The sequence below is a fragment of the Streptomyces sp. 6-11-2 genome, assembly GCF_006540305.1.
In the GTDB taxonomy this organism is placed as follows: domain Bacteria; phylum Actinomycetota; class Actinomycetes; order Streptomycetales; family Streptomycetaceae; genus Streptomyces.
In genome coordinates, this window is sequence record NZ_BJOR01000001.1 from 820019 (window position 1) to 842757 (window position 22739).

At 72.5% G+C, this 22739-nt stretch carries 17 protein-coding genes and 1 pseudogene; 11 read left to right on the forward strand and 7 right to left on the reverse strand.

The features are described from left to right. Positions 1-59: 59 nt before the first annotated feature. From TNCT6_RS03635 to TNCT6_RS03655, 5 genes are read left to right on the forward strand one after another with little or no spacing between them, the layout of a single operon-like run. Positions 60-578, forward strand: a complete 519-nt coding sequence (locus TNCT6_RS03635; RefSeq protein WP_141356496.1) for a hypothetical protein — start codon at positions 60-62, stop codon at positions 576-578. Then, positions 578-1972: a hypothetical protein gene (locus tag TNCT6_RS03640; RefSeq protein WP_141356497.1), complete on the forward strand. Its 1395-nt coding sequence runs from the start codon at positions 578-580 to the stop codon at positions 1970-1972. The genes TNCT6_RS03635 and TNCT6_RS03640 overlap by 1 nt, the downstream gene beginning before the upstream one ends. Further along, positions 1969-3399: a VWA domain-containing protein gene (locus tag TNCT6_RS03645; RefSeq protein WP_141356499.1), complete on the forward strand. Its 1431-nt coding sequence runs from the start codon at positions 1969-1971 to the stop codon at positions 3397-3399. The genes TNCT6_RS03640 and TNCT6_RS03645 overlap by 4 nt, the downstream gene beginning before the upstream one ends. Before the next feature lie 55 nt (positions 3400-3454). Beyond that, positions 3455-4576, forward strand: coding sequence for an AAA family ATPase (locus TNCT6_RS03650; protein WP_141356501.1), 1122 nt, complete (start codon positions 3455-3457; stop codon positions 4574-4576). Next, positions 4573-7554 carry a DUF5682 family protein gene (locus TNCT6_RS03655; protein WP_141356503.1) on the forward strand — a complete coding sequence of 994 codons (2982 nt, stop codon included), beginning with the start codon at positions 4573-4575 and terminating at the stop codon, positions 7552-7554. The genes TNCT6_RS03650 and TNCT6_RS03655 overlap by 4 nt, the downstream gene beginning before the upstream one ends. A 10-nt stretch (positions 7555-7564) precedes the next feature. Here the strand turns inward: TNCT6_RS03655 and TNCT6_RS03660 are convergent, their stop codons facing one another. The 5 genes from TNCT6_RS03660 to TNCT6_RS03680 all read right to left on the reverse strand — a co-directional run bounded on the left by TNCT6_RS03660 (position 7565) and on the right by TNCT6_RS03680 (position 13094). Next, positions 7565-8536, reverse strand: a complete 972-nt coding sequence (locus TNCT6_RS03660; RefSeq protein WP_141356505.1) for a hypothetical protein — start codon at positions 8534-8536, stop codon at positions 7565-7567. A gap of 106 nt (positions 8537-8642) precedes the next feature. Next, positions 8643-9671 (reverse strand): alpha/beta hydrolase family protein, encoded by a 1029-nt coding sequence (locus tag TNCT6_RS03665; RefSeq protein ID WP_141356507.1) that lies wholly within the window; start codon positions 9669-9671, stop codon positions 8643-8645. Between the two features lie 216 nt (positions 9672-9887). Further along, complete coding sequence (locus TNCT6_RS03670; RefSeq protein ID WP_141356509.1) at positions 9888-11240, reverse strand: globin domain-containing protein; 1353 nt, start codon at positions 11238-11240, stop codon at positions 9888-9890. A 324-nt stretch (positions 11241-11564) separates the two neighbouring features. Further along, a complete protein-coding gene (locus tag TNCT6_RS03675) occupies positions 11565-12566 on the reverse strand; it encodes a DUF6745 domain-containing protein (protein ID WP_141366048.1) in 1002 nt (333 codons plus the stop codon). 201 nt (positions 12567-12767) lie between these two features. Further along, positions 12768-13094, reverse strand: coding sequence for a hypothetical protein (locus TNCT6_RS03680; RefSeq protein ID WP_141356511.1), 327 nt, complete (start codon positions 13092-13094; stop codon positions 12768-12770). A 186-nt stretch (positions 13095-13280) separates the two neighbouring features. On the opposite strand from TNCT6_RS03680, the gene TNCT6_RS03685 reads away from it, so the two are divergent. The 6 genes and pseudogenes from TNCT6_RS03685 (at position 13281) to TNCT6_RS03710 (ending at position 19703) form a co-directional block, all read left to right on the forward strand. Further along, positions 13281-14234 carry an STM4015 family protein gene (locus TNCT6_RS03685; RefSeq protein ID WP_141356513.1) on the forward strand — a complete coding sequence of 318 codons (954 nt, stop codon included), beginning with the start codon at positions 13281-13283 and terminating at the stop codon, positions 14232-14234. Positions 14235-14241: 7 nt separating this feature from the next. Next, on the forward strand, positions 14242-15216 hold the full coding sequence (locus TNCT6_RS03690) for an STM4015 family protein (RefSeq protein ID WP_141356515.1): 975 nt from the start codon (positions 14242-14244) through the stop codon (positions 15214-15216). Then, positions 15197-16303, forward strand: a pseudogene (locus tag TNCT6_RS03695) (STM4014 family protein); the annotation flags it as partial. The gene TNCT6_RS03690 and the pseudogene TNCT6_RS03695, both read left to right, overlap by 20 nt. Before the next feature lie 325 nt (positions 16304-16628). After that, positions 16629-17435: an STM4013/SEN3800 family hydrolase gene (locus tag TNCT6_RS03700; RefSeq protein ID WP_172633177.1), complete on the forward strand. Its 807-nt coding sequence runs from the start codon at positions 16629-16631 to the stop codon at positions 17433-17435. Positions 17436-17437: 2 nt separating this feature from the next. Further along, complete coding sequence (locus TNCT6_RS03705; RefSeq protein ID WP_373996146.1) at positions 17438-18814, forward strand: STM4012 family radical SAM protein; 1377 nt, start codon at positions 17438-17440, stop codon at positions 18812-18814. A 10-nt stretch (positions 18815-18824) separates the two neighbouring features. Continuing rightward, positions 18825-19703, forward strand: a complete 879-nt coding sequence (locus tag TNCT6_RS03710; protein WP_141356521.1) for an STM4011 family radical SAM protein — start codon at positions 18825-18827, stop codon at positions 19701-19703. A gap of 21 nt (positions 19704-19724) precedes the next feature. Here the strand turns inward: TNCT6_RS03710 and TNCT6_RS03715 are convergent, their stop codons facing one another. Both TNCT6_RS03715 and TNCT6_RS03720 read right to left on the reverse strand, forming a co-directional pair. After that, positions 19725-19904, reverse strand: coding sequence for a hypothetical protein (locus TNCT6_RS03715; RefSeq protein ID WP_141356524.1), 180 nt, complete (start codon positions 19902-19904; stop codon positions 19725-19727). Between the two features lie 87 nt (positions 19905-19991). Further along, positions 19992-22706 carry an AAA family ATPase gene (locus TNCT6_RS03720; protein ID WP_253266015.1) on the reverse strand — a complete coding sequence of 905 codons (2715 nt, stop codon included), beginning with the start codon at positions 22704-22706 and terminating at the stop codon, positions 19992-19994. Between the last annotated feature and the right edge of the window lie 33 nt (positions 22707-22739).

Below are 22739 nucleotides of genomic sequence, written 5' to 3' on the forward strand. Positions count from 1 at the left end.
GTCGCCGATAGCTTCGATCATGTTCCGCCGAGGTGGCGTGAGCGCCCCCTTTCGCATGCATGGGAGATGGTGCGTTGTCGGTCTGGGAGAAGTCGAGCACGGCACGGGTGGTGCCGTCGGCACGGCCGCGGAAGCTCGCGAAGGTGCCGTTCGTCGAGTTGGCCGACGGGCGGTTGCAGGGTGTGGTGTCCAGCGGGTCGGACATCGGACGCGTGTATGTGTCCTCGGTCGAGGCGGGGACGTACGCGTTCGCGTGCAGCACCAACAACAACCGCCCCTGCGGCGGTGCCCGCGGAATGTTCTGCAACCACATACGCGCGCTCATCGGCGAGGCCGTGCTGCAGTACGGCGCCGAGCGCGTGGCCCGGTACCTGAAGGTCGAGGTCGACGCGGCGGAGCCGGACGCGCACGCCGTCATCGCCGTCATGACGGCCACGCGCCCCACGGCGGCCGGCGGTTCGGCCGCGGCCCGGGTGTTCAGCCGGTTCCTGCGGCACCTGGCCTATCTCGAACTCGCGCCGAGTACCGCACCCGTGCCCGAGATGCAGTGGTTCCCCACGACGAGGGCGGTGGCCTGATGCATGCCGATCTGCTGTCCGACTCCGTCGACGGCCTTGACGAGGCTCTCGCGGCCGTGGACGGGTTCGACGAAGCTCTCGTCGCCGGTCTGCTGCGTCCGCAGCCCGGCCAGGCCGCCGGTCTGACCGGGCTCGCGGACGCCGTCGCCGGGACGCCGCTGGCCGCGCGGGTGGCCGAGGCCGCCGACAAGGCGGTCGCCGGAGCCGCCGACGAGGACCACTTCGTCGCACTCGCCGCGGCCCGTACCGCCCTGCTCGGTTCCGTGCACGACGCGCTGACCGATCGCGTCGAGGAGGCCACCGGCCGGCCGCGGGTCGAGGAAGCCGACACCGCGGCGGCCGGCGACGACGGGCACGCGGCGAATCCGTACGCCGCAGCGCGCAGTTGGTTGTGCGATCTGGCGCGGGCCGGCTGGCAGGGCATCGACCACGAACTCGTCGACGGGGCCGCGCCGGTTGTCTCCGCGATGCTGCCCGACCCGGCGCTGCGCCGCCTGGCCACGCTGCTCGACGGTTTCGCCGCCGAACTCGCCGCCTCCTGCCCGGGGGCGACCCTGGAGCGCGTGCCGGTGCGCCGCTGGGCCGACCTGTGGTCACGCGCCCTGCTGCTGACGCTGCCGGGCGCGGCGCGCGCTTCCGCCGTGGCCGAGGCGACCGGCCGGCTGCTGCCGCTCGGTGTCGACGTGCAGGAGCACGACACCGCCGTACAGGCGCAGGTGCACGCGGTGTTCGAGCCCGCGGACGGCGGCACGCCCCGGCTGGTGCGCGCCTCGGTGTCCGCGCCCAAGCCGGACACGGTCGTCGGCGCCGGTCTGTGGCAGCTGCTGCGGCCGCACATGTCCCTGCTGGGGGCCGTGAGCGAGGGCCGCGCCATGGACCTCGACGCGATGCCCGTCACCGAGGAGGGCGACCTGATCTGGGACGACGGCCGTGCGCGCATGGGTGAGCCCGCCGAGGTCCTCACCACCGCCCGGGTGGCCCTGCCCACCGCCGCCGCCTTCGCCACCGCGCCGCTCGACCGGCATCCGGCCCGGATCGCGGTGCCCGTTCTGCTGGAGGGCTACGGCGTGGAGGAAGGCGACGACGGGACCGTCTTCCAGCTCGCCGGGTACCGCCTGGCCGTCGACACCGATCGCGTCCCGTCCGCCGGTCCGCTCGCGCCCGAGGCCGTCGCCGCGTCCGGCGCGTGTGTCGGGCTGCTGCGCTGGGACGCCGGACAGTTCCTGTTCCAGCCGCTCGCCGTCGAACGGACCGTGCGGAAGAAGGCCGTCGCCGTGCACGCGGGCGCCTGGGCCGGGGGTACGGCCGACAAGGCCGGGGTCCGGGCCGAGAAGGCCGCCACCGACGCCGTCACCGTGCTGCGCGAACGTGCCGGAAGGCTGCTGCGGAAATGACCGAGGACTTCTCCGGACAGGCTGCCGCCCCTGAGCCCGATCCGTACGACAACCGGCGGCAGGTCCTCTACTGGCGTCTGCTGGCCCGTCTCTTCGACCCGGAGGAGCAGGCCGGTCTGGAGTCGGCGAGTCTCGCCGTGGTCGAGGACATCGGCCTGCCGTCCGCCTTGCTCGACCCCGGTGCGTCGGTCGGCTCCGTCGTGCAGCGGCACCCGGAGCTGGCCGCCGAGTTCGACGGGCTGATGGCACCGGCGCCGGACGAGGACGGCGAGCGCGACCGGGCCGCCGAGGTGCGGCGGGCGGCGCTGGCGTCGAAGGTGCTGCTGAACGTCTTCGCCTCGCGCCCCGGCACCGTCACCGCGGAGCAGCTGGCCCGCTGGCAGTCCGACGCCGACTGGCTGGAGCGCGCGCTGGGCTGCCGGCCCGGTGAGCTGCGCGGCGGACGCGGCGGCACCCACCGCATGGGGGCCGGAGGGGGCGTCAGCCCGACCGGCACCGGAATCGGCGGCCCCGCGCCGGACCTCAGCCGGCTGATCCCCGCGATCGGCCCGGAACTCGGCTCCATCGAGGGCGATCTCGTCAAGCGCATGCACCTGCGCGAGGTGCTGGCCGACCCGCAGCTGGCCTCGCGGCTGACGCCGAGCATGTCCCTGATCGAGCAGTTGCTGCGCGACAAGAACAACCTCTCCGGCGTGGCCCTGGCCAACGCCAAGGCTCTGATACGCCGTTACGTCGACGAGGTCACCGAGGTGCTGCGCACCCAGGTGGAGAAGGCCACGGTCGGCGAGCTCGACCGGTCCGTCCCGCCCAAGCGCGTGTTCCGCAACCTCGACCTCGACCGCACCATCTGGAAGAACCTCACCAACTGGAGCCCGGAGGAGGAGCGGCTCTACGTCGACCGCCTCTACTACCGGCACACCAGCCGCAAGACGACGCCCCAGCGGCTCGTCGTGGTCGTGGACCAGTCGGGTTCCATGGTCGACTCGATGGTCAACTGCACCATCCTGGCCTCCATCTTCGCCGGGCTGCCGAAGGTGGACGTCCACCTGATCGCCTACGACACCCAGGCCCTGGACCTCACTCCCTGGGCACACGACCCGTTCGAGACGCTGCTGCGCACCAAGCTGGGCGGCGGCACCGACGGCACCGTCGCCATGCGGCTCGCGCAGCCGAAGATCGCCGAGCCGCGCAACACCGTCGTGGTGTGGATCTCCGACTTCTACGAGTGGCGGCACCAGGAGCTGTTCGACAGCATGGCCGCCCTTCACCGCTCGGGCGCGAAGTTCATCCCGGTCGGCTCGGTGACCAGCTCCGGGCGCGGCAGCGTCAACCCGTGGTTCCGGGAGCGTTTCAAGGACCTCGGCACGCCGGTGATCTCCGGCCACATCAAGAAGCTCGTGCACGAACTCAAGACGTTTCTCACCTGATCACCGACCGTACGTCCGCGTCGTTGTGATCACCCCACGGAAAGGCCCTCCCCTCATGTCCGACCTGCTGCGCGCCCCCGCCGAGATCAAGTACGCCGAGGAACTCGACTGGCTGGAGTCGATCGACGACGGTCCCAAGCCGTTCTCATGGCGTCTGTCCCCGAAGATGGTCCGCCTGTTCATCCTGGGCTCCGAGCGCTCCGACGGCCTGGACCGGGAGATCTCGCAGAAGTGGTTCGGCGACCGGAGCTTCGTCGAGCGTTCCATCGTCACCCTCGCCTCGGACCGCGGTCTGCTGCTCATCGGCGACCCCGGCACCGGCAAGAGCTGGCTGGCGGAGCTGCTGTCCGCCGCGATCAGCCGTAACTCCACGCTGGTGGTGCAGGGCACGGCGGGCACCACCGAGGACCACATCAAGTACTCGTGGAACGTGTCCATGGTCATCGCCAAGGGCCAGTCGCGGGAGTCGATGATCCCCTCCCCGATCATGACCGCGATGGAGGCCGGTGCCATCGGCCGGTTCGAGGAGCTGACCCGGTCCACGAGCGATGTCCAGGACGCGTTGATCTCGATCCTCTCCGAGAAGTACATCTCCGTTCCCGAACTGGAGAGCGGCGGCAGCGACAACATCGTCTTCGCCAAGCCCGGTTTCTCGATCATCGCCACGGCCAACAGCCGCGACCGGGGCGTCAACGACCTGTCCTCCGCGCTCAAGCGCCGCTTCAACTTCGTCCGCATCCCCGTCGTGACGAACAAGAAGAGCGAGGCGGAGATCGTCCGTTTCCGCACCGAGGAACTGCTGCGCCGGCACTCGGTCGACCTCGATGTCCCGCCGACCCTGCTCGACGTGCTCCTGCAGAGCTTCGCCGACCTGCGCGCGTCCGCAGCCGCGGCCGGCAGCGACGACGAGAAGCTGGAGTCGGCGCTGTCGACCGCCGAGCAGATCGGCGTGCTGGAGGACGCCGTCCTGCACAGCAACTTCTTCGGCGAACGCGCCCTGACCGCCCGCACTCTCGCTTCCTCGCTCGTCGGCTCCCTCACCCGCCGCGAGCCCGAGGACCTGGCCATCCTCAACAAGTACCTGCACGGTGTCGTCGAGCCGCGCAGCAAGGAGGAGGGTGGCTCCTGGCCCGAGTTCCTGGAGGGCGGCCGCGACGCGATCGCCACGCTGTCATGAGCGGGCCCCAGGAGAGCGGCACGTTCGCCGCGCTGCGCGGGCAACTGCAGGAGGCCGCCGCCACGTTCGCGGGCGGACCCGACGCCCTGGAGGGCATCCTCCTCGGCATGGTCGACGACGTCGACCGGGCGGTGCGCGAGCCACTGGAGATCTTCCCCGTCTGCCATCACTCGCCCGCCTCGGCGACCGCCATGGCCCGGCGGCTGCGCGAGAAGCAGCCCAAGGTGGTCTACCTGGAGCTGTGCGAGGACATGGCACCGCTGCTGACCGAGCTGCGCAACTGCCGGTTGCCGGTGGCGGTGCAGGCGTTCGCCGGTGACGTCGACGGCTTCCCCCGCGACTGGGCTCCGCTGTCGGTCGTCGCACCGATCACCGAGGCGTCCGCCGAGTACCAGGCCATCGCGTACGCCCTGGACACGCCGGGTGTGGAACTGGTGCTCGTGGACCGGTCCGCGGACCACGTCTTCCAGTGGGACACCGGCGGCGAGCAGGCGCGGGAGGCCGCGGCGGAGGACACCGACCCCCCGGCCGAGGCCGAGACCGCCCTGCACGGCGAGGCCGTCGGCGTCGAACTCGGTGACCTCCGGCCGCGCTTCGCCGAGCTGGAGGAACACCTGCTGCGGCACGGCAGGGTGCGGCACTGGTCGGAGTGGTGGCACCAGTACGTCGAGGTGCCGCTCGGCGACAGTGCAGCCGGCCACGACACCTACCGCCAGGTGATGCTCCTCGTCGGCAGCCTGTTCCGGCGCCTCGCTCCGGGCGACGGCGCCCGGGTCCGCGTGGACGAGGACCGCGAACGGTACATGTGGACCCGGATGCGCGAGCACCTGACGGCCACCGGGACCGATCCGGCGGACTGCCTGTACGTGTGCGGGGCGTTCCACGCGGTCAGCCGCGTCGAGGAGTTCGGCGTGCACGGCGCCGCCGAGACGTTCACGATCTCCCCGCGCACCGCCACCACCTGGCAGTACGGGCTGATCCCGTCCAGCCACGCGGCGATCGAGGCGCAGTTCGGTCTCGCCGCCGGCTCGGTGTCGATCGCCTCGACGGAGTGGACGAAGAACCTGAAGCGCACCCGGGTGCAGCCGTACCGGCTGGCGGGCCAGGCGGGCACGAAGAAGTCCGCGGCGAAGAAGGCCCCGGCGAAGAGGACCTCGGCGGCGGAGGTCCGGGGCGGGCAAGTCATCGTGCCCGCACCAGAGTCCACCACCATCCCGGCACCGGAGTCCGCCGCCGCGGACCGGCTGTCCGGCTTCCTGCACAGGCCGCCTGTGCTCGACGGCCTGGACGAGGCCGAACTGCTCGGCTGGTCGGTGGACATCGTGCGTGCGGCCCGGCGCAACGGCTACCTCGCCTCCACCGCCGACGCCATCGCGGTGTTCGAGACGTCGGTCCTGCTCGCCGGGATGCGGGACCGGGCCAAGCCCACACCGTACGACTTCCAGGACGCGGCGGTCACCTGCATCGAGAAGGACGCCGTGCCGGGGCGGCGGGACGTGCGGCGCCTCGTCGAGATCATGATGGGCGGCGACCGGATCGGCCAGGTCGGCTACGAGGCGCTGCCGCCGCTCGCCCGCGATGTGCACGACCGGCTGGCACCGCTCGGACTGAAACTCCAGCAGCGCGGCGTGCAAAGGGCGTTGCTGGACATGGCCTCCCGGTCCGAGCTCCAGGCCTGCTCCGACGTCCTGTGGATGCTGCGGCGCCTGATGCCGCACGGCGCCGCCCGGCCGATCATGGGCGAGCGGCGGCTCGGTGAGCGTTCGATCCAGGAGTCCTGGGACCTGGCGCTCGGCACCCACCAACGGGCCCTCATCGAGCTCGGTTACGAGGGCGTCAGCATCGAGCAGGTCCTGGAACAGCGGCTGCGGCGCGACGCGTACGGCCCGCAGGCGACGACCGCGACCGTACTGGCCGCGGTCGAGGACGCGACCCTGTACCTGCGCAGCCGCCGCCTCGCCGACGAACTCGGCACGCACGCGCTGAAGGTGCTCGCCACCGAGCGCAGCGTCGACGGCGCGCCGGAAGTGCTGCGCCGGGTGCGCGGGCTGCTGGCGTACTACCGCACCAGCGAACCGGTGCTGCCGCAGTGGATCGAGTCGTTCGTCAAGACCGGCTACGCCCACTACTGCACGCTGCTGCCGGTGGCGTTCCGGGACGAGGACGCGACGGTCGGGCAGGTCGCGGCGATGCTCGGCTTCCTGTTCAGCATGGAGAGCCTCGCGCTGTCGCTGGGCTGTGACCGGGCCCAGTTGGAGCTGGCGGTCGCCCAGTCGCATCCCGAGGAGCCGTCGAAGACGGCCCTGCTGTGGGCGGCGCAGGTGCAGCTCGGCGCGCTGTCCCGGGCGGAGTTGCGGGGACGGTGCGACGCGCTGCTGGACAATCCGCTGGTGGTGCCCGCCTATCCCCGTTACCTCAGCGGCTTCGTCCACGCACTGGAGCCGGTGCCGGGGTTGGCGGACGTGGTCGTGGAAGCGGTGTCGAACGCGTTTGGACGGTTGCCCGACGCGGTCCTGCTGCCGTGGCTGCCGCTGCTCATCACCACCTTGCGGTCCGGCGCCGCGGAGCTGGCCCCGCTGCTGATCCGCGAGGCAGGGCGGATCTTCCCGGGGCGGCTGGCGGCCTTGGACGCCTGGATCCCACCGTGGCGGACGCCCCCGGCCCCGCCCGCCACCCGCCGGACGCGGTCCAGCGGGCACGACCGCCAGGGCGCCGCACTGCTCCCGGCGCATCCGGCGACCTGCGACGCGGTGGCGGAGCTGCTGGGCTGCACGCAGGGGTGGACGCCGGCCGACGTCCCGCCCCCGTCGGGTATCCGGTTGCTGACCGCGCATCCGGCGACGTGCGACGCGGTGGCGGACCTGCTGGGCTGCGACGGCGCGTGGACGGCGTCCGGCGCTGCACCTTCGGGCGCCGCGCTGACGAGCCGGCATCCAGCCACGGCGAAGGCCTTGGAGTCCCTGCTCACGAACGCATGAGAGCGAGGGCTCATGGCGCCGGCCGAGTCCTGGGCCCACCAGGATCCGGCCGGTCCGGCGGCGTGCCCGGCGTGCCGGTCTCGGCCGCGTCGTGCCGGCCGCTTTCGCCCGACGGCTTGCTCAAGAGGGTTTCTCTCAGTTGGTCCGGGTTCATCGCCACCAGGTGCGGCACGCGGTCGTTCCACTGTGCGGCCAGGTTGTCCAGGGTCCGCACGACGGATCGGCGTATCCGGCGGGCGGCGACGGCGAGTACGACCGCGGCGACCGGTCGCAGGAGTCGACGGCCACGAAGGGAGACGGTGACGTGTATGTCCCATCTGCAGTCGTCCCGGGACGGCCGGGGAACCGCTCGCACGTCCGCCCGGATCCAGGGGTGGTCGAGCCGGGCCGAGGCCGGGGCTGAAGGTGGGGTGCGGTCGGTGTCTGCAGCGGGCCACCAGTCGTCCAGCCGTACCCGGACGCGGCCCGCCATGCCGAACAGCGTGCGCGCTGCCGCGCCGCCTCCTGCCCGGCCGCTGATCTCGACCAGGCTCGGGCGGTCGGGGCTCTTCAGTGCCGCGTCCAGTTCGACGTTCATTTCGTCCGAGGCCAGGGCGAGTTCGAGGCGGACCGCGCGGCGGTGATCCCACTCCCTGACGGTGATCTGTACGGTTTCGCTCGCCTCGGCATCCTCGCTGATCCCGGACCCGTCCGCGTCCGCGTTGGCATCCGCTTTCGCGATTCCGTCCCCGGCGTCGTCCCCGTCCTCGTCCTCGTCCTCGACCTCAAGCTCGACCTCGGCCTCCGTGAGGTAGACCGAGCCGGGTCGCAGGTGCCGCCCTTGGGTCAGCCGGATGTCCGGGATCACCTGTCCATCGGGCAGTACGAGCCCTTGTTCATCCGCCTGGCTCTCCTCCGCCAGGGTGCGGATCACGGCCAAGGCGTCGACGAGCCACCGGTACGGAACCGGCTCGACGACCACCAGGTGTCTGACGGAGACCATGCCGACAGTCTGGCCAGTCGGGCGCCGGTCTTCCATGGCCCGGCACGGCAGAACCACGTCGGGCCGCTTGCCGAGCACCGGCAAGCGGCCCGAGCGAGCGACCGTGTCAGCCGTCGACGCGCAGGGCGCCCAGCAGCATCGGCAGGGAGGCGTGCAGTTCGCGCTGCCAGTAGGCCCAGCCGTGGGTTCCCGGTCCGTAGAAGTGGGTGGTGACGTGCTTGGCGCCGACACGTTCGAGTGCGGCGGCCAGGGCGTGGTTCTGGCGGTTGAAGTCGGCCTCGAGCGCGCTCGTACTGCCCGGGGAGTCCAAGGGGCCGGTGGTGCCGTCACCGCACGACAGGTACACGGGGACCGACTTGAGCCGCCGGGCCAGGTGGAACGGGTCGTGCGCCTCCCAGATGCCGCGCTGGGCGACCGGGTCGCCCCAGACCCGCAGCGGGTCGTCGCCCTGGCCGGCGAAGAAGCCCATGATGCGGTTCACCGACTCCTCGTTCAGCAGCGGGTGCGCCGAGCCGGAGTACGCCGCGGTCGCCTTGAACATTCCGGGGTGCCGGGCGGCGTACAGCAGGGCGCCCTGGCCTCCCATCGACAGGCCGGCCACGACGCGGTTGCCGCCGGCGGCCCAGTCGCGTTCCAGGAGCTGCCGCAGCTCGACGGTGTGGAAGGTCTCCCATGCGGGGTCGCCGCCCTGGCCGTGGTTCCACCAGTCGCTGTACCAGCCGTTCCAGCCGGCCTCCGGCATCACCACGAGCACGTCGCGCAGGCTGTCGATCCGTGCGACGTCCGTGAGGGCGGTCCACGAGGTGTAGTCCCCGCAGCAACCGTGCAGCAGCCACAGCATCGGCCAATGCTGCCGTCGGTCGCTCGGGTTCCAGCCGTCGGGAGTGAGGAGCCGGACCTTGACCGTGCGGCCGCCCAGGGCCGCCGAGCGTACGGACAGGTCGATCTGACGGTCCGCGACCTGGGTGGCCTCGACGACCTCGGCGCCTCGCGGCTTCGCGGAGGCGGGAACGGTGGTTTCGGCCGCTCCCGCGGCTGCGGGCGAGGCGGCGTGTGCCCAGGCGATCGGCGCGGTCGGCGTGAGGGTGAGAAGCAGTGCGGAGAGGACGAGCAGGACTCGGGTTCGAAGGGTCATCGCGGCTCCCTGTGGCTGGTCGCGGCTCGAGCGTTCTTCGACCGGGCGGGGTCAACTCCTCTGGGGCTCACATGTCGCAGCAGCCTGATGCTGCCAGCCGTGCGGGTGACGCGAAAGCCCTGCCGTTCCTTGCGGACGGCATTGCTTTCGCGTACGTGGGCCCGAGTCAGCCGCCGGTCACCTCCGGAGGGAGCCGGCGACCGTCGCGGCGGTCGGTCAGGCTGGGATCGACTGCCCCTGGAACATCCTGGTTCCGGCCGAGCCGAAGTCCCCGACGGGTCCGGGCAGGTCACGCGGGCCGGCCGGCAACGGGTCGTGGCGGACGTGTTCGGCGGGCAGCCCGGCGCGGGTGAGCGCGGCCGTCACGGTCTGCACCATCGACGGCGGCCCGGCGAGCAGTGCGTGGCCGCCCGCCGCGGGGCGGCTCCGGGTCACCGCGCGGGCCAGACGCTCGTACACGCCCTCCCCCGGGGTTCCGCCCGTCACTGGAACCACGGTCAGCCACGGGCGGCTCCGTTCGACCTCGGTCAGGTACTCCGTGTCGTACAGGTCGGACAGCGCGTCGGCGCCCAGGAAGAGCCGTACCCGGCCCGGCCGGTGTGCGGACGCCGGGCGCAGGCGGCCTTCCAGTTCCTGGAGCAGCGCCTTCATCGGGGCCCAGCCGGTGTCCCAGGCCACCAGCCGGAGTTCGCCCGTCTGCTCCTCGCCGAGTGCCAGGTTTCCCTTGGGGGGACCGAGCCGTATCCGGCCCCCGACCGTGGTGTGGCGCACCAGGGCCTCACTCACGCCGCCGGGGCCGGTGCACCGGACATGGAACTCCAGCTCCCCGTCCCGGCCGGGCTCGCCCGCCAGGTAGTAGGGGCGCCAGGTGTGCGGCAGCCGGGCGGACTCCAGCGCGGTGTACTGCCCGGCCCGGTACCGGAAGGTCTCGTGCGGCCGTACCCGGAGCACCGCGAGGTCCGGGCCGCACAGCCGATGCGCCGTCACCGTGGCCTGCCAGCACGGCGGCTCGTGCAGCGCCGCCTCCGCGCCCCGCACCATGGCCGTGACACCGAAGCGCACCATCCGCACCCACGCCTGCTCGAGTTCCGCGGTCCAGTGCTCGCCGGCACGGACGCGCAGCGCCTCGCACAGCGCGGTTTCGAACGCCGCGTACTGCGCCGGACGCACGCCGAGCTTGCGGTGGTCGCGGCCCAGCTGGGTGAACGTCGCGGTGATCTGGTCGGGCCTGTTCAGGTGTTCGAGCAGGAACCAGAACGCCCTTGCCAGGTGGGCCTGCTGGAAAGCCATCTCGGCGGGGAAGAGCGACCGCAGGGAGGGGTGCCGGGTGAACAGTGCCTGGTAGAGGTGGGCGATCAGCTCCTCGAACGGGGCCACCAGGTCCAGATCGCGCATGATGGTCTGCTGGTCGGCGGACCCGTCGTACGGCTGCCCGGCCGGGCCCCGGAGGCCGTCGGCACTGCCGCCGTCCGCGCCCGGGAAGCCTCCGGAGGAGAGCATCTGCCGGCGCAGTCGCATCGCGTCGTGCCGGGCGAGGAGTGCGTGGTACGTCCCGTCTTCCGCGCTCATGATCAGCGACCCCTCCGCGTCTCGCGCCCGACGGCGGTCAGCCGCGTGGCGTCCGGTCCAGCCGCGCCCGGGGCGACGGCCGAGACCGGAGCGCACCGGCCCCCCGGGCGGTCCGGTGCGCTGCCCGGGAGCCGGCGGATGAGTCGAAGCATGGGTGGGCTCCTGAAGAGACGTGTGAGGAACGGTGGGGGGACACGACGGGAACAAGGGACGATCCGTCCACTGAAACCGCAGGTCAGTATGGCATTAGGGGCAAATGCCCCAACGTCCCTGGGTGCCAGGGCCGTTGGGCCCTGGACAGAGCCGACGCCGTGCTCTGCGGGCTCAGGTCTCCCTCTCCGGAACGTAGTCGGCCTCTTCCAGGCCGAAGGTCCAGGCGACCCCCTGCCGGGCGGTCCGGGTGCTCGGCGGCACCCGAAGCCAGTAGGTACGGTGGGTTCCGTCGGGCTCCGGGGTGGAGTTGACCACCTCGACCATCACCAGCGGCTCGTCTCCCTCCAGTTCGATGCGCCACAGCACACCCGCCCGGTCGCGCTGCACCGGTTCGGCGCCGGAATCCTCCAGGTAGCGCTCGTAGCCGTAGTGCTCCAGCATCACGCGGCGCAGCTCGGCGTTCTCCTCCTCGCGTATGCGTCGCGGGGTCAGCTCGGCAAGTCCGGCGAGGAATTCGGCGGGGACCGGCATTCCGCGCCAGGCGTGCAGCGCGAACCCGTCGGGGAAGGCGAGCGCCGGTCCGTCCCCGCGGTCGAGCCGGCCTGCCTCGTCCCGGTGCAGCTCCACGGGGCGTTCGCAGACGACCGCGGTCTTCTCGTACGGCCACCACCAGCCCGCGGCGCGGGCGACCGCGGCGATCCCGTCGACCGCCTCCCCACCGTCCTGGCCGTCGAAGGCCGCCAGCCAGGCCGCGTCGTGCTGACCGAGGACCGCGTCGAGCAGGACGAGCCGGACGGCCTGCTCGTCTCCCGCCGCAGCGGTCGATGCCTCGACGACGCCGGTGCGTATGCGCTCGGTCAACGCGTTGGTGCCGTCCCACAGTTGGGCGCCCGTCAGGGCCCAGTGCGCGGCCCAGCCGGCCGGTCCGAGCCGGTCGAGGACACGCTCGCGCGCGGCTGCCCAGGGCCGGGTACGCACCGCGTCGCGGACACTGCGGCCGGCCGTGCCCTCCGCCGTGAGCCGCGCGGCCACGGCCACGGCCTCGCTGGGCGAGCCCGCCCAGACGATGTGCTGCGGCTCCGGCAGGCCCGCCAGCCGGTAGGCCAGGCGCACGCCCTCCTCGGCCGCCGGGCGGTCGGCGGGGCCGGTCGCCGCCGCCACCTCGCGCCACATCGCCGTCGTGTCCGCCTGCACGGTCTCGTGCGGGGTCTCATGCACGGTCTCGTCCGAGGTCTCGTGCGGGGTCTCATGCACGGTCTCGTGCGGCGTCTCGTGCGCGGTTCTCATCGGAGTCGTCATCGTTCCGCTCTTCGCTGTCTCGGTCCGGCTGTCCCAGTGCGCCGTTGCCATCCGGCTGTCTTGAAGTCCGCTGTCTCAGTCCGCCACGACGCGCACCGCGCCGGGCGCGTACTCACGCTGCCGCACCACGCGGTACCAGCCCTTGGGGAGCGGTATCGCCGCGTGTTCCTCGTGCACCACCCGCCCACCGTCCGGGAGATGGAGGTAGGACGCTCCGAACGGCCCCGCCTCACGGACCAGCGTCCCGGGTCCGATCACCGCGTGAGCGTGTCCCGTGACCTCGCCGAGAGCCAGTACGAGCCTCCCCCGCGCGTCCCGCGGCTGGTGCGGCAGCCGGTCCGTGCCCGGCGGCACGGCCGCCTCCGCCACGGGCACGATCAGGACATCACCCTGCCGGTACATACGTGTCTCCCTTCCCCGTCGGCACCTCACCGACCGATGTCCACGACGCTACGCGGGGGGTCCGACAACGCCCCGGACCATCCACTGCACCCCGGACGCACCCAGCCCGTCACGTCGATGTCAGAGCCGCTTGGTACAACTTTTCGCGAGCAACGCAATGCGTGAGAGCACCAGGAGGCCAGCGCCATGTCCCACGTCGAGCATCTGAAGGAACTGCACGGCCTCCCGGCCTTCGACTTCGCCCGGTTCGCGGGGAAGCGGGAGCTTCCGGAGGCGGACGCCGCGGCCTGGTGGCTGGCCATCGAGCCCTACAGGGACTCCCCGCAGGACTTCGGCGACCTGTGGGACCGCTTCCTCGACGCCGTCGACCCCGCCGGGGTGCGCGCCGTCATCGTGGGTCAGTGGGGTGAGCCGTACGACAACGACTCCAGCGGCATCGTGCGGCGTCTCGTGGACGCCCGGGACCGGCTGACCGGGCTCCGGGCCGTGTTCATCGGGGACCTGGAGATGGAGGAGGCGGAGATCTCCTGGATCGAGCAGTCCGATGTCACTCCGGTCCTCGAGGCGTATCCGCTGCTGGAGGAGTTCGGGATCCGCGGCGGGTCAGGGCTGCGCTTCCCGGCGGTCCGGCACGAGCACCTGCGCAGGCTCCGCTTCGAGGCCGGCGGCCTGCCCGGCGAGGTCGTGCGCGGTGTCGCCGCCAGCGAGCTTCCCGCGCTGGAGCACCTCGACATGTGGCTCGGCGTGGAGGAGTACGGCGGTGACGCGGGCGTCGCCGACCTCGCCCCGATCCTGGCCGGAGGACGCTTCCCGGCGCTGCGCCATCTCGGCCTGCGCAACAGCGAGATCCAGGACGAGGTCGCCGCCGCCGTCGCCGGGGCCCCCGTCGTCGCCCAGCTCACGTCGCTCGACCTGTCGCTCGGCGTGCTCACCGACGAGGGCGCGACGGCGCTGCTCGGCGGTCAGCCGCTCACCCACCTGACCCGGCTCGACCTCCACCACAACTTCCTCAGCGAGCCGGTGGTCGAGCGGATCCGTACGGCGCTGGAGCCGTCCGGCGTCGAGACCGATCTGTCGGAGCGCGGCGAGGTGTGGGAGGACGACGGCGTCGTCCACCGTTTCACCGCGGTCGCGGAATGAGGCCGTCATGACCATCGTCGATCACTTCGAGACCTTCCACGGGCTGCCGGTCTTCACCCTGCCGGAGCTGCCGGAGCCCGGCGAGGAGACGCTTCCGGCCGCGGGCGACGTGGCCTGGCGGCTGGACTGCTACGCGGCCGGGGAGGTTCCGTTCGCGGAGCTGTGGCGGAGCTTCACGGACCGGGTGCCGAGCGCGCAGGTGCGGGCTCTCGTCATCGGGCCCTGGTGGGACGACGAGTACACCGAACTGCGTCCGGCGCTGGAGCTGATCGTGGCCGACGCGGTGCGGTTTCCCGCGCTGCGCGCCCTGTTCCTCGCCGATGTCACCGGCGAGGAGTGCGAGATCTCCTGGCTTCAGCTCACCGATGTCACCCCCGTCCTGGAACGCTTCCCGCTGCTTGAGGAGTTGGGTGTCCGCGGCGGCGACTCGCAGGGGGTCGGCGAGGAGCCCCTGACGCTGCGCCCGGTGCGGCACGACGCGCTGCGCGTGCTGCGCTTCGAGTCGGGCGGCCTGCCCGGCCAGGTGGTGCGCTCGGTCGGCACCTGCGAACTGCCCGCGCTGGAGCGTCTGGAACTGTGGCTCGGTGTGTCCCACTACGGCGGCGACACGACGGTGGCCGACCTCGCGCCGCTCCTCGTCCAGGGACGCTTCCCGGCGCTGCGCCATCTCGGTGTGCAGAACAGCGAGGTGCAGGACGAGATCGCGGCGATCCTCGCCCCGGCACCGGTCGTGGCGCAACTGGAGTCGCTGAGCCTGTCCATGGGCACGCTCACCGACACCGGTGCCGAAGCACTGCTCCTCGGCCAGCCTCTGCACCATCTCAAACGGCTGGACCTGCACCACCACTTCCTGAGCGAGTCCATGGCCGACCGGATCCGTGCCGCCTTCGACTCCACCGGGACCGAGGTGGACCTGTCGGATCACCGGACTCCGGACAGCTGGAGGGACCAGGAGTGGCGATATGTCGCGGTCTCCGAGTAGCGCGGCGACCGACTCCGGCCTTCGGTTCGCTGTCGTCGGAAATCCCGAGAACCGGCGGACGACGATGTTCGCCGAAGCGGTTCACGCGGCCGGTCACCCGGCGCCCCGGGTACTCGCCTGGCGGGACGTACTGCGCGGACAGCACGCCTTCACACCGGGCGAGTTGGTACGGATCGACTCCCCCGGCGAGAACGCCGAGGTCGACCGGTTGCTGCGGGACACCGACGACCCCACCCGGGTCGAGGGAACGGCTCTGTGGCACCGCCGTTTCACCGCCGCGGTCCGGGAGGTGACCGCCGCGGCGCGGCGTGCGGGCGCGGCGACGACCGCCGACCCGGAGGACGTCGCGGTCATGTTCGACAAGCGGCGCTGCCACGCCCGGCTCGCCGCCGCCGGCGTCCCGGTCCCGCCGGCCCTGACGGGTCCGGTCGGCGGCTGGTCCGGGCGGGACGGGCTCCGGGAACAGCTGAAGGGAGCTCGTATCTCACGGGCGTTCGTGAAGCCCGCGCACGGGTCGTCGGCCTCCGGTGTCGTGGCACTGACGGTGGCGGGACCGGGCCGGGTCAAGGCGACGACCTCCGTGGAGACCACTGCCGACGGCCGCCTCCACAACTCCCTCCGGGTGCGCCACTACACCTCGGAGACCGAGGTCGCCGCCCTCGTCGACGCCCTGGTCCCGGACGGGATCCACGTCGAGCGGTGGCTGCCGAAGGCCTCGCAGGGCGGCCGGGCCGCAGACCTGCGGGTGGTCGTGGTGGCAGGACGCGCCACACATGCCGTGGTGCGGACCAGTCGGCACCCCATGACGAATCTGCACCTCGGTGGCGCCCGCGGCGATCTGGACGCGGCACGCGCGGCGATCCGGGCGGCGGGAGGCGGCTTCACCGACGTGCTGGACGTGGCCGAACAGGCGGCCGCGTGCTTCCCGGGCACCCTGTGCGTCGGCGTGGACATCCTGCCGGCGACGGGGTGGCGCCGCTTCACGGTCGGCGAGGTGAACGCCTTCGGGGACCTGCTGCCCCGCCTCACCGGCCTGCCGGGAAGCGGTGCCGAGGGCCTCGAGACGTACGCCGCACAGGTCGCCGCAGCACCAACGTTCGTGCAGGCCGCCGCACCGACCACCACACCAGCCGCCCTGCACGACACCGCACGGACCGCAGCGCCGGCCGCCCTGCAGAACACCGCACGGACCCCCACACCGACCACCACACCAGCCGCCCTGCACGACACCGCACGGACCGCAGCGCCGGCCGCCCTGCAGAACACCGCACGGACCCCGGCACCAACCCCCGCACCGGACGCCGCAGCAGCAGCCGCACCAGCCACCGTGCAGAACGCCACACGGACCGCCGCCCCGGCCGCCGTACGGCGAGCAGATCGCAAGGAGCACCACCATGGCACCACCGCTTGACATGAACGACATCGTGGGAAGCCACGACATCCTGTTCGTCACCCTCGACACACTCCGCTACGACGTGGCGCAGGAGCTGGCCGCGGCCGGGCGCATCCCGAACCTGGCCCGGCACCTGCCCGGCGGCACCTGGGAGCGCCGGCACGCCCCCGGCAGTTTCACCTACGCCTCCCACCAGGCGATGTTCGCGGGCTTCCTGCCGACACCGGCCGCACCGGGCCCGCATCCGCGGCTCTTCGCCGCCCGTTTCGCGGGCAGTGAGACCACCGCGAACGGCACCTTCGTCTACGACACCCCCGACCTGGTCTCGGGTCTGGCCGCCGTGGGCTACCGCACCGTGTGCATCGGCGGCGTGGGCTTCTTCAACAAGCAGCGACCACTGGGCTCCGTCCTGCCCGGTATGTTCCAGGAGAGCCACTGGGAGCCCGAGTTCGGGGTGGCCTCCCCCACGTCCTTCGAGGCCCAGGTGACCCGCGCGGAGCAGGTCGTCGCCGAACTCCCCCAGGACGAGCGCCTGTTCCTGTTCCTGAACGTGTCGGCGCTGCACCAGCCCAATTGGTTCCATCTCCCCGGGGCCACCCGCGAGGCGGGCGACACACGGGCCACCCACGCCGCGGCGCTGGAGTACGTGGACCGGCACATGGGACGGCTCCTGGCCACCGTCGCCGGCCGCCGTCCGTGCTTCGCCGTCGTCTGCTCCGACCACGGCACGGCGTACGGCGAGGACGGCTACAGCGGCCACCGCATCGGCCACGACGTCGTCTGGACCGTTCCCTACGCCCACTTCTTCGTCGACGGGGCCCGATGACCATGGCCATCACCAGCACCGAGGCGGCGGCCGCGCCCAGCACCGTCCGCCCGTACCAGCAGTACGTCTACGCGTATCCGCACAAGACCGCGTACCGTCCGCTCGCCCGGGAGCGGGCGTCCCTGCACGCGCTGTGGGCGGACGAGCCGAAGGACGCCCTCTCCCTCTATTTCCACATCCCGTTCTGCGAGGTCCGCTGCGGTTTCTGCAATCTCTTCACCCGGATCGGTGCGCCGGACGGTCTGACCACCGCCTACCTGGACGCGATGGAACGCCAGGCGGCCGCGGTGCGCGAGGCACTGGGTGAGGGGGCGCGCTACGCCAACGCGGCCTTCGGCGGCGGCACTCCGACGTTCCTGGAGGCGGCCGAGCTGGAGCGGCTGTGCGATCTGGCCGAGCGCGGCCTGGGCGCCGACCTCGCCGCGATTCCGCTGTCGGTCGAGGCCTCCCCCGCCACGGCGACCGCCGACCGGCTGTCCGTGCTGGCCGCCCGCGGCACCACGCGGCTGAGCCTGGGCGTGCAGAGCTTCGTCGACTCCGAGGCACGCACGGCCGTACGCCCGCAGCGCCGGGCGGACGTCGAAGCGGCCCTCGCCCGGATCCGCGACACCGGCATACCCGTCCTCAACATCGACCTGATCTACGGCATCGACGGCCAGACCGAGAAGTCCTGGACCCGTTCCCTGGACGCAGCCCTCGCCTGGCAACCGGAGGAGCTGTACCTCTACCCCCTCTACGTGCGCCCGCTCACCGGTCTCGGCCGGCATCGCGGGACGGCGCCCGGCGGCGCCGGCGACGCCGACTGGGACGAGCAGCGGCTGCGGCTGTACCACCACGGCCGCGACCACCTGCTCGCGCGGGGCTACGAGCAGGTGTCGATGCGCATGTTCCGCCGTGCGGGCGCCCCCGCCACCGGAGGAGAGGACTACGCGTGCCAGACCGACGGCATGGTCGGCCTCGGCTGCGGTTCCCGTTCGTACACTTCCACCCTGCACTACTCCTTCGACTACGCCGTGGACATGCACCGCATCCGCGGGATCATCGACGAGTACACGGCACGCCCGGCCGACGACTTCCGGCACGCGGACTTCGGCTGGGAGATGAACGCGGACGAGTCCCGGCGCCGCCATCTGCTCCAGTCACTGCTCCAGGCCGAGGGCATGCCCGTCGCGGACTACCGGACCCGTTTCGGCACCGCGCCCGGCGACGACTTCGCCGCCGAGCTGGACCGGTTCCGCGAGCGGGGCTGGCTGGACGACGGCGCGGGCGCGGAGTTGCTGCGGCTGTCCCCCGAGGGCCTGGCCCACTCCGACGCGCTGGGGCCCGAGTTGTTCTCCGCCGCGGTGCGTGAGCGCATGGCCGCGTACGAGCCGAAGTGAGGGAGCGCGCATGGACCTGACGATCCTCTACCGCGGCCCGCTGGCGTCGTGCGACTACGACTGCCCGTACTGCCCGTTCGCCAAGCGCCGGGACAGCCGCGCCCAACTCACCGCGGACCGCGCGGCGCTGGAGCGTTTCGCCGCCTGGGCGGCCGCGCAGCGCGACGACCGGCTCTCCCTGCTGTTCACGCCGTGGGGCGAGGGACTGGTGCGCTCCTGGTACCGGCGTACGCTCGCGGAGCTGAGCGGGCTGCCGCACATCCGCCGGGTGGCGATCCAGACCAACCTCAGCTGCCGTACGGACTGGCTGGACACCGCCGACCTGGACGCCCTCGCCCTGTGGTGCACCTTCCACCCCGGGCAGACGCCGTACGACCGCTTCCTCGCCAAGTGCCACGACCTGGCCGCGCGCGGTGTCCGCCACAGCGTCGGGGTCGTCGGCCTCCCCGAGCACCTGGAGCAGGCGCGTCGGCTGCGCGCCGACCTCCCCGACCACGTGTACCTGTGGGTCAACGCCGCCGAGGGCCACCCCTACACCGACGCCGAGGCCGACCGGTGGACGGCCCTGGACCCGCTCTTCCCGTACAGCCGCCACCCGCACCGCAGCGCGGGCCTGCCCTGCCGTACGGGAGAGTCGGTCATATCGGTGGACGGCGAGGGCACGGTGCGCCGCTGCCACTTCGTCCGCTCGGCGCTGGGCAACCTGTACGACGGCTCCTACCTACGGGCCCTGCGCCCCCGTCCGTGCCCGCTGGCCGTGTGCGACTGCCACATCGGCTACGTCCACCTGGAGACGCTGCCGCTGTACGACGTGTTCGCGGGCGGCGTCCTGGAACGGATCCCGGCCGCGCCGCCCGCGGTTCGGCGTTCGGTTCCGACGGCCCGGTAGCCGGCAATCCCGCGGGCCTTCTCAGGCAGGACGGCCGGGCGCCCGGTCGAAGTCGTCGTCGCTCATGCGCAGGAGCGCCCAGCCGGCCCCGGCGACCAGCAGGCCGACGCCGGACGCGATGTGCCCCGGCATGAAGGGGTGAGTGAAGCCGACCACCGCCAGGGCGTTGCCCGCCTCCCGGCGATCCTGGCCACGCCGCACCCACCCGGCGCGACCAGGCCGTCGTCGAGGCACGCGACGCCGGTCCGGGCCGCCCACGCTGAGAACTCCCCTCTTTTCCAAGCCGGTTCAGCCGTGCTCCGCGGGGCTCGCTCCGCGTCGCGCCAACGGGCGTGTCCCATTGAGCCGCAGTCTCACCGCGGCCAGCTCGGCGTGGCCCCGCTCGGCGAGGCGGTCGGCACCGCACTCCTCCGCCAGCTCGACGCCCTCGGACAGAAGCCCGGTCGCCCGGTCCGTGCCGCCGCCGCGCCCGAGTTCCGCGCCGAGGTCGATCAGGGCCTCCGCGTACGCGTGCCGGCTGGGGGATCGGCGCAGTATCTCCACCGCGCGCTCCCGCAGGGGCAGCGCCTGCCCGTCCTCGGCCACCGTCGCGCTGAAGCTCAGCGCCTCACCGATGGCGGTGGGCGTACCGTAGCGCTCGGCCCGCCGCAGCATCTTCGCCGTGAGGGCGCGGGCACGCGCGGGGTCCTCCTCGGCGACGGCGAGGGCGAGGTGTCCCGCCCAGGGGCACCAGGTCGGGTTGACGATGCCCTTGGCCTCCAACCGTGCTCCGGCGGCGGTGAGTTGTGCCTCGGCCTCCTTGCGCAGGCCACGGGCGAGAAGCAGCCGCCCGTAGACCGTCTGGGAGTCAGGGAAGACCACCGCGGTCAGGTACGGGGGCGCGAAGTCGTACGTCCTGGCGACCCGCAGCGCCTCCTCCACACGGCCCCGGGACAGCAGGACGTCCACCAGCAGCCCCACGGCGTACCACCGGGCGGGCACCCGGTCGCCCACCCGCTCGGCCAGGCGCACTCCCTCGCGTGCGCACTCCTCCGCCTTGACGAGCATCCCGCGCCGGAACCAGACCAGGCCGAGGAGGGTGAAGCCGAAGGAGAGGTGGGCACCGCTCCAGCCGACCTGCTCGCACTCGGCGATGGCCGAGCTGAACAGTTCCTCCGCTCGGTCGCATTCGTCGGCGTACATGTAGCTGAGCGCGGCCACGCTCGGCAGTTCGAAGCCCCAGTCCGGGTCGGTGTAGCTCAGGCCCATGGCGCGTGCGGCGACGTCCAGCGTGTCCGCGGCCGGCTCCCCGCGCAGCATCGCGTCCCAGGTGCGGATGCACAGCAGGGCGCGCTCCTCGATGGTCTCCCCGGGCAGGTGCTCGACGAGTCGTGCGAGCCGGAGGGAGCGGTCGGACGCCTGCTCCTCGTGCGCGTCGAAGACCAGCCACAGGTAGTGCGCGACCTGCATGCGCAGCCGTGCCCGTGGGGAGTGGGACCGGGCCACCTCGGCGCCCGCGACGGTGGCCGCCTTGGCGAGTTCGTCGTTGTGGGCGAACACCTGGGCCAGCCGGAAGGTGGCGTTCTCCCTCAGCTCGGGGTCCAGGAAGGGCTGTTCCAGAGCCGCGGTGAGGTGGTTGACCGTGGTCGCGGGAGCGGTGAGCAGGGCGGAGCAGCCGAGTTCGTAGAGCACGCCCGCACGGTCCTCGGGCGCGGGAGGTTCGCGCAGCGCGCGTTCCAGACAGCGCCGGGCCGCGTCGGGCGCGCCCAGGCGGGCGTTCTCGCGGGCGGCGGCGCGCAGTTGCCGAACGGTGTTGGGGTCACCCTCGGGGTGGGTCTCGAGCAGGTGCCGGGCGGCGGCGGTGATGCCCAGGCCCGCGTCGGCGAGCGCCCAGGCGGCCTGACCGTGCAGTCCGGTGCGTGTGGTCGGCGGGATGGCCTGGTACACGGCGGTGGCGATGAGCGGGTGGATGAATTCGAGGGTGCGGGTGCCGGTGAGGATACGGGCGACACGCAGCCGGTCCGCGGCGGCCTGCGCCTCGGCCGGGGGCAGTCCGGCCACCGAGGCGGCCAGCTCCGCGGAGATCTCGGTACCGAGCACCGCGGCGGCCCAGGCGAGCCGGACGGCGGCGTGGCCGAGCCTCTCCAAGCGTTTGATCAGGCCGGTGCCCCGCGCGCTCGCGGCGAGTTCCCCCAGCAGGGAGGCCGACTCCGCGTCCGGGGCGAGGTTCCGGTCCTGGACCTTGGCGATCAGCTCGACGGCCTCGTAGGGGTTGCCCCCGGTGACCACCCAGCACTCGCGGCAGAAGACGTCGTCGGCCTCCGCTCCGAGCGAGCCCCGCACCAGTTCGGCCACCGCCTCCGGGCTGAGGGCGTGGAGCGGGATCGGGCGTGCGCTGCGGCCGTCGATGAGTTCGCGGAACGCCTGCGCCTCGGCCGGCACCTCGTCCGGCCGGTAGCCGATGACCACCAGCACGGGGAGTTCCCGCGCTCTCACCGCGAAGGCGGAGAGCCAGGCGAGAGACTCCAGATCGCCCCAGTGGGCGTCGTCGAGGACGATCACGACCGGTGCCCGGCGCACGGCCACCTGGGTGACGACCCAGTCCAGACCGTCCCGGACGCCCTGCGGGTCGGGGCCGGCGGTACCGGTCTGCTGAGCGAACAGGCCGACGGCCGGTCCGGCGATCTCGTACCACCCGCCGAAGATCTCGCGCCGCTCGGCCTCGGTGCAGGAGGCGAGGACGGGCTGGAGCAACTGGCGTACGACGTGGAAGGGGACGGTGTGCTCCTGCTCGCTGCCCCGGGCGGACAGCACGGTGCAGCCGCGCGCGGCGGCCATGCGCCGGATCTCGGTCAGCACGGTCGTCTTGCCCAGTCCGGCGGCGGCGCTGAAGAACAGCAGCCCGCCCCGCCTGCCTTCGCCGTTGCCCCCGCCCGCGCAGATCCCCTCCACCGCTTTCTGTGCGGCTGTCACCTCGTTCTCGCGCTCGTACAGGGGCTTCCCCAGCCGATCGCGTCCATCCACGATGGTGGTCCTCTCGGTGCGCTGCCGTTCCGA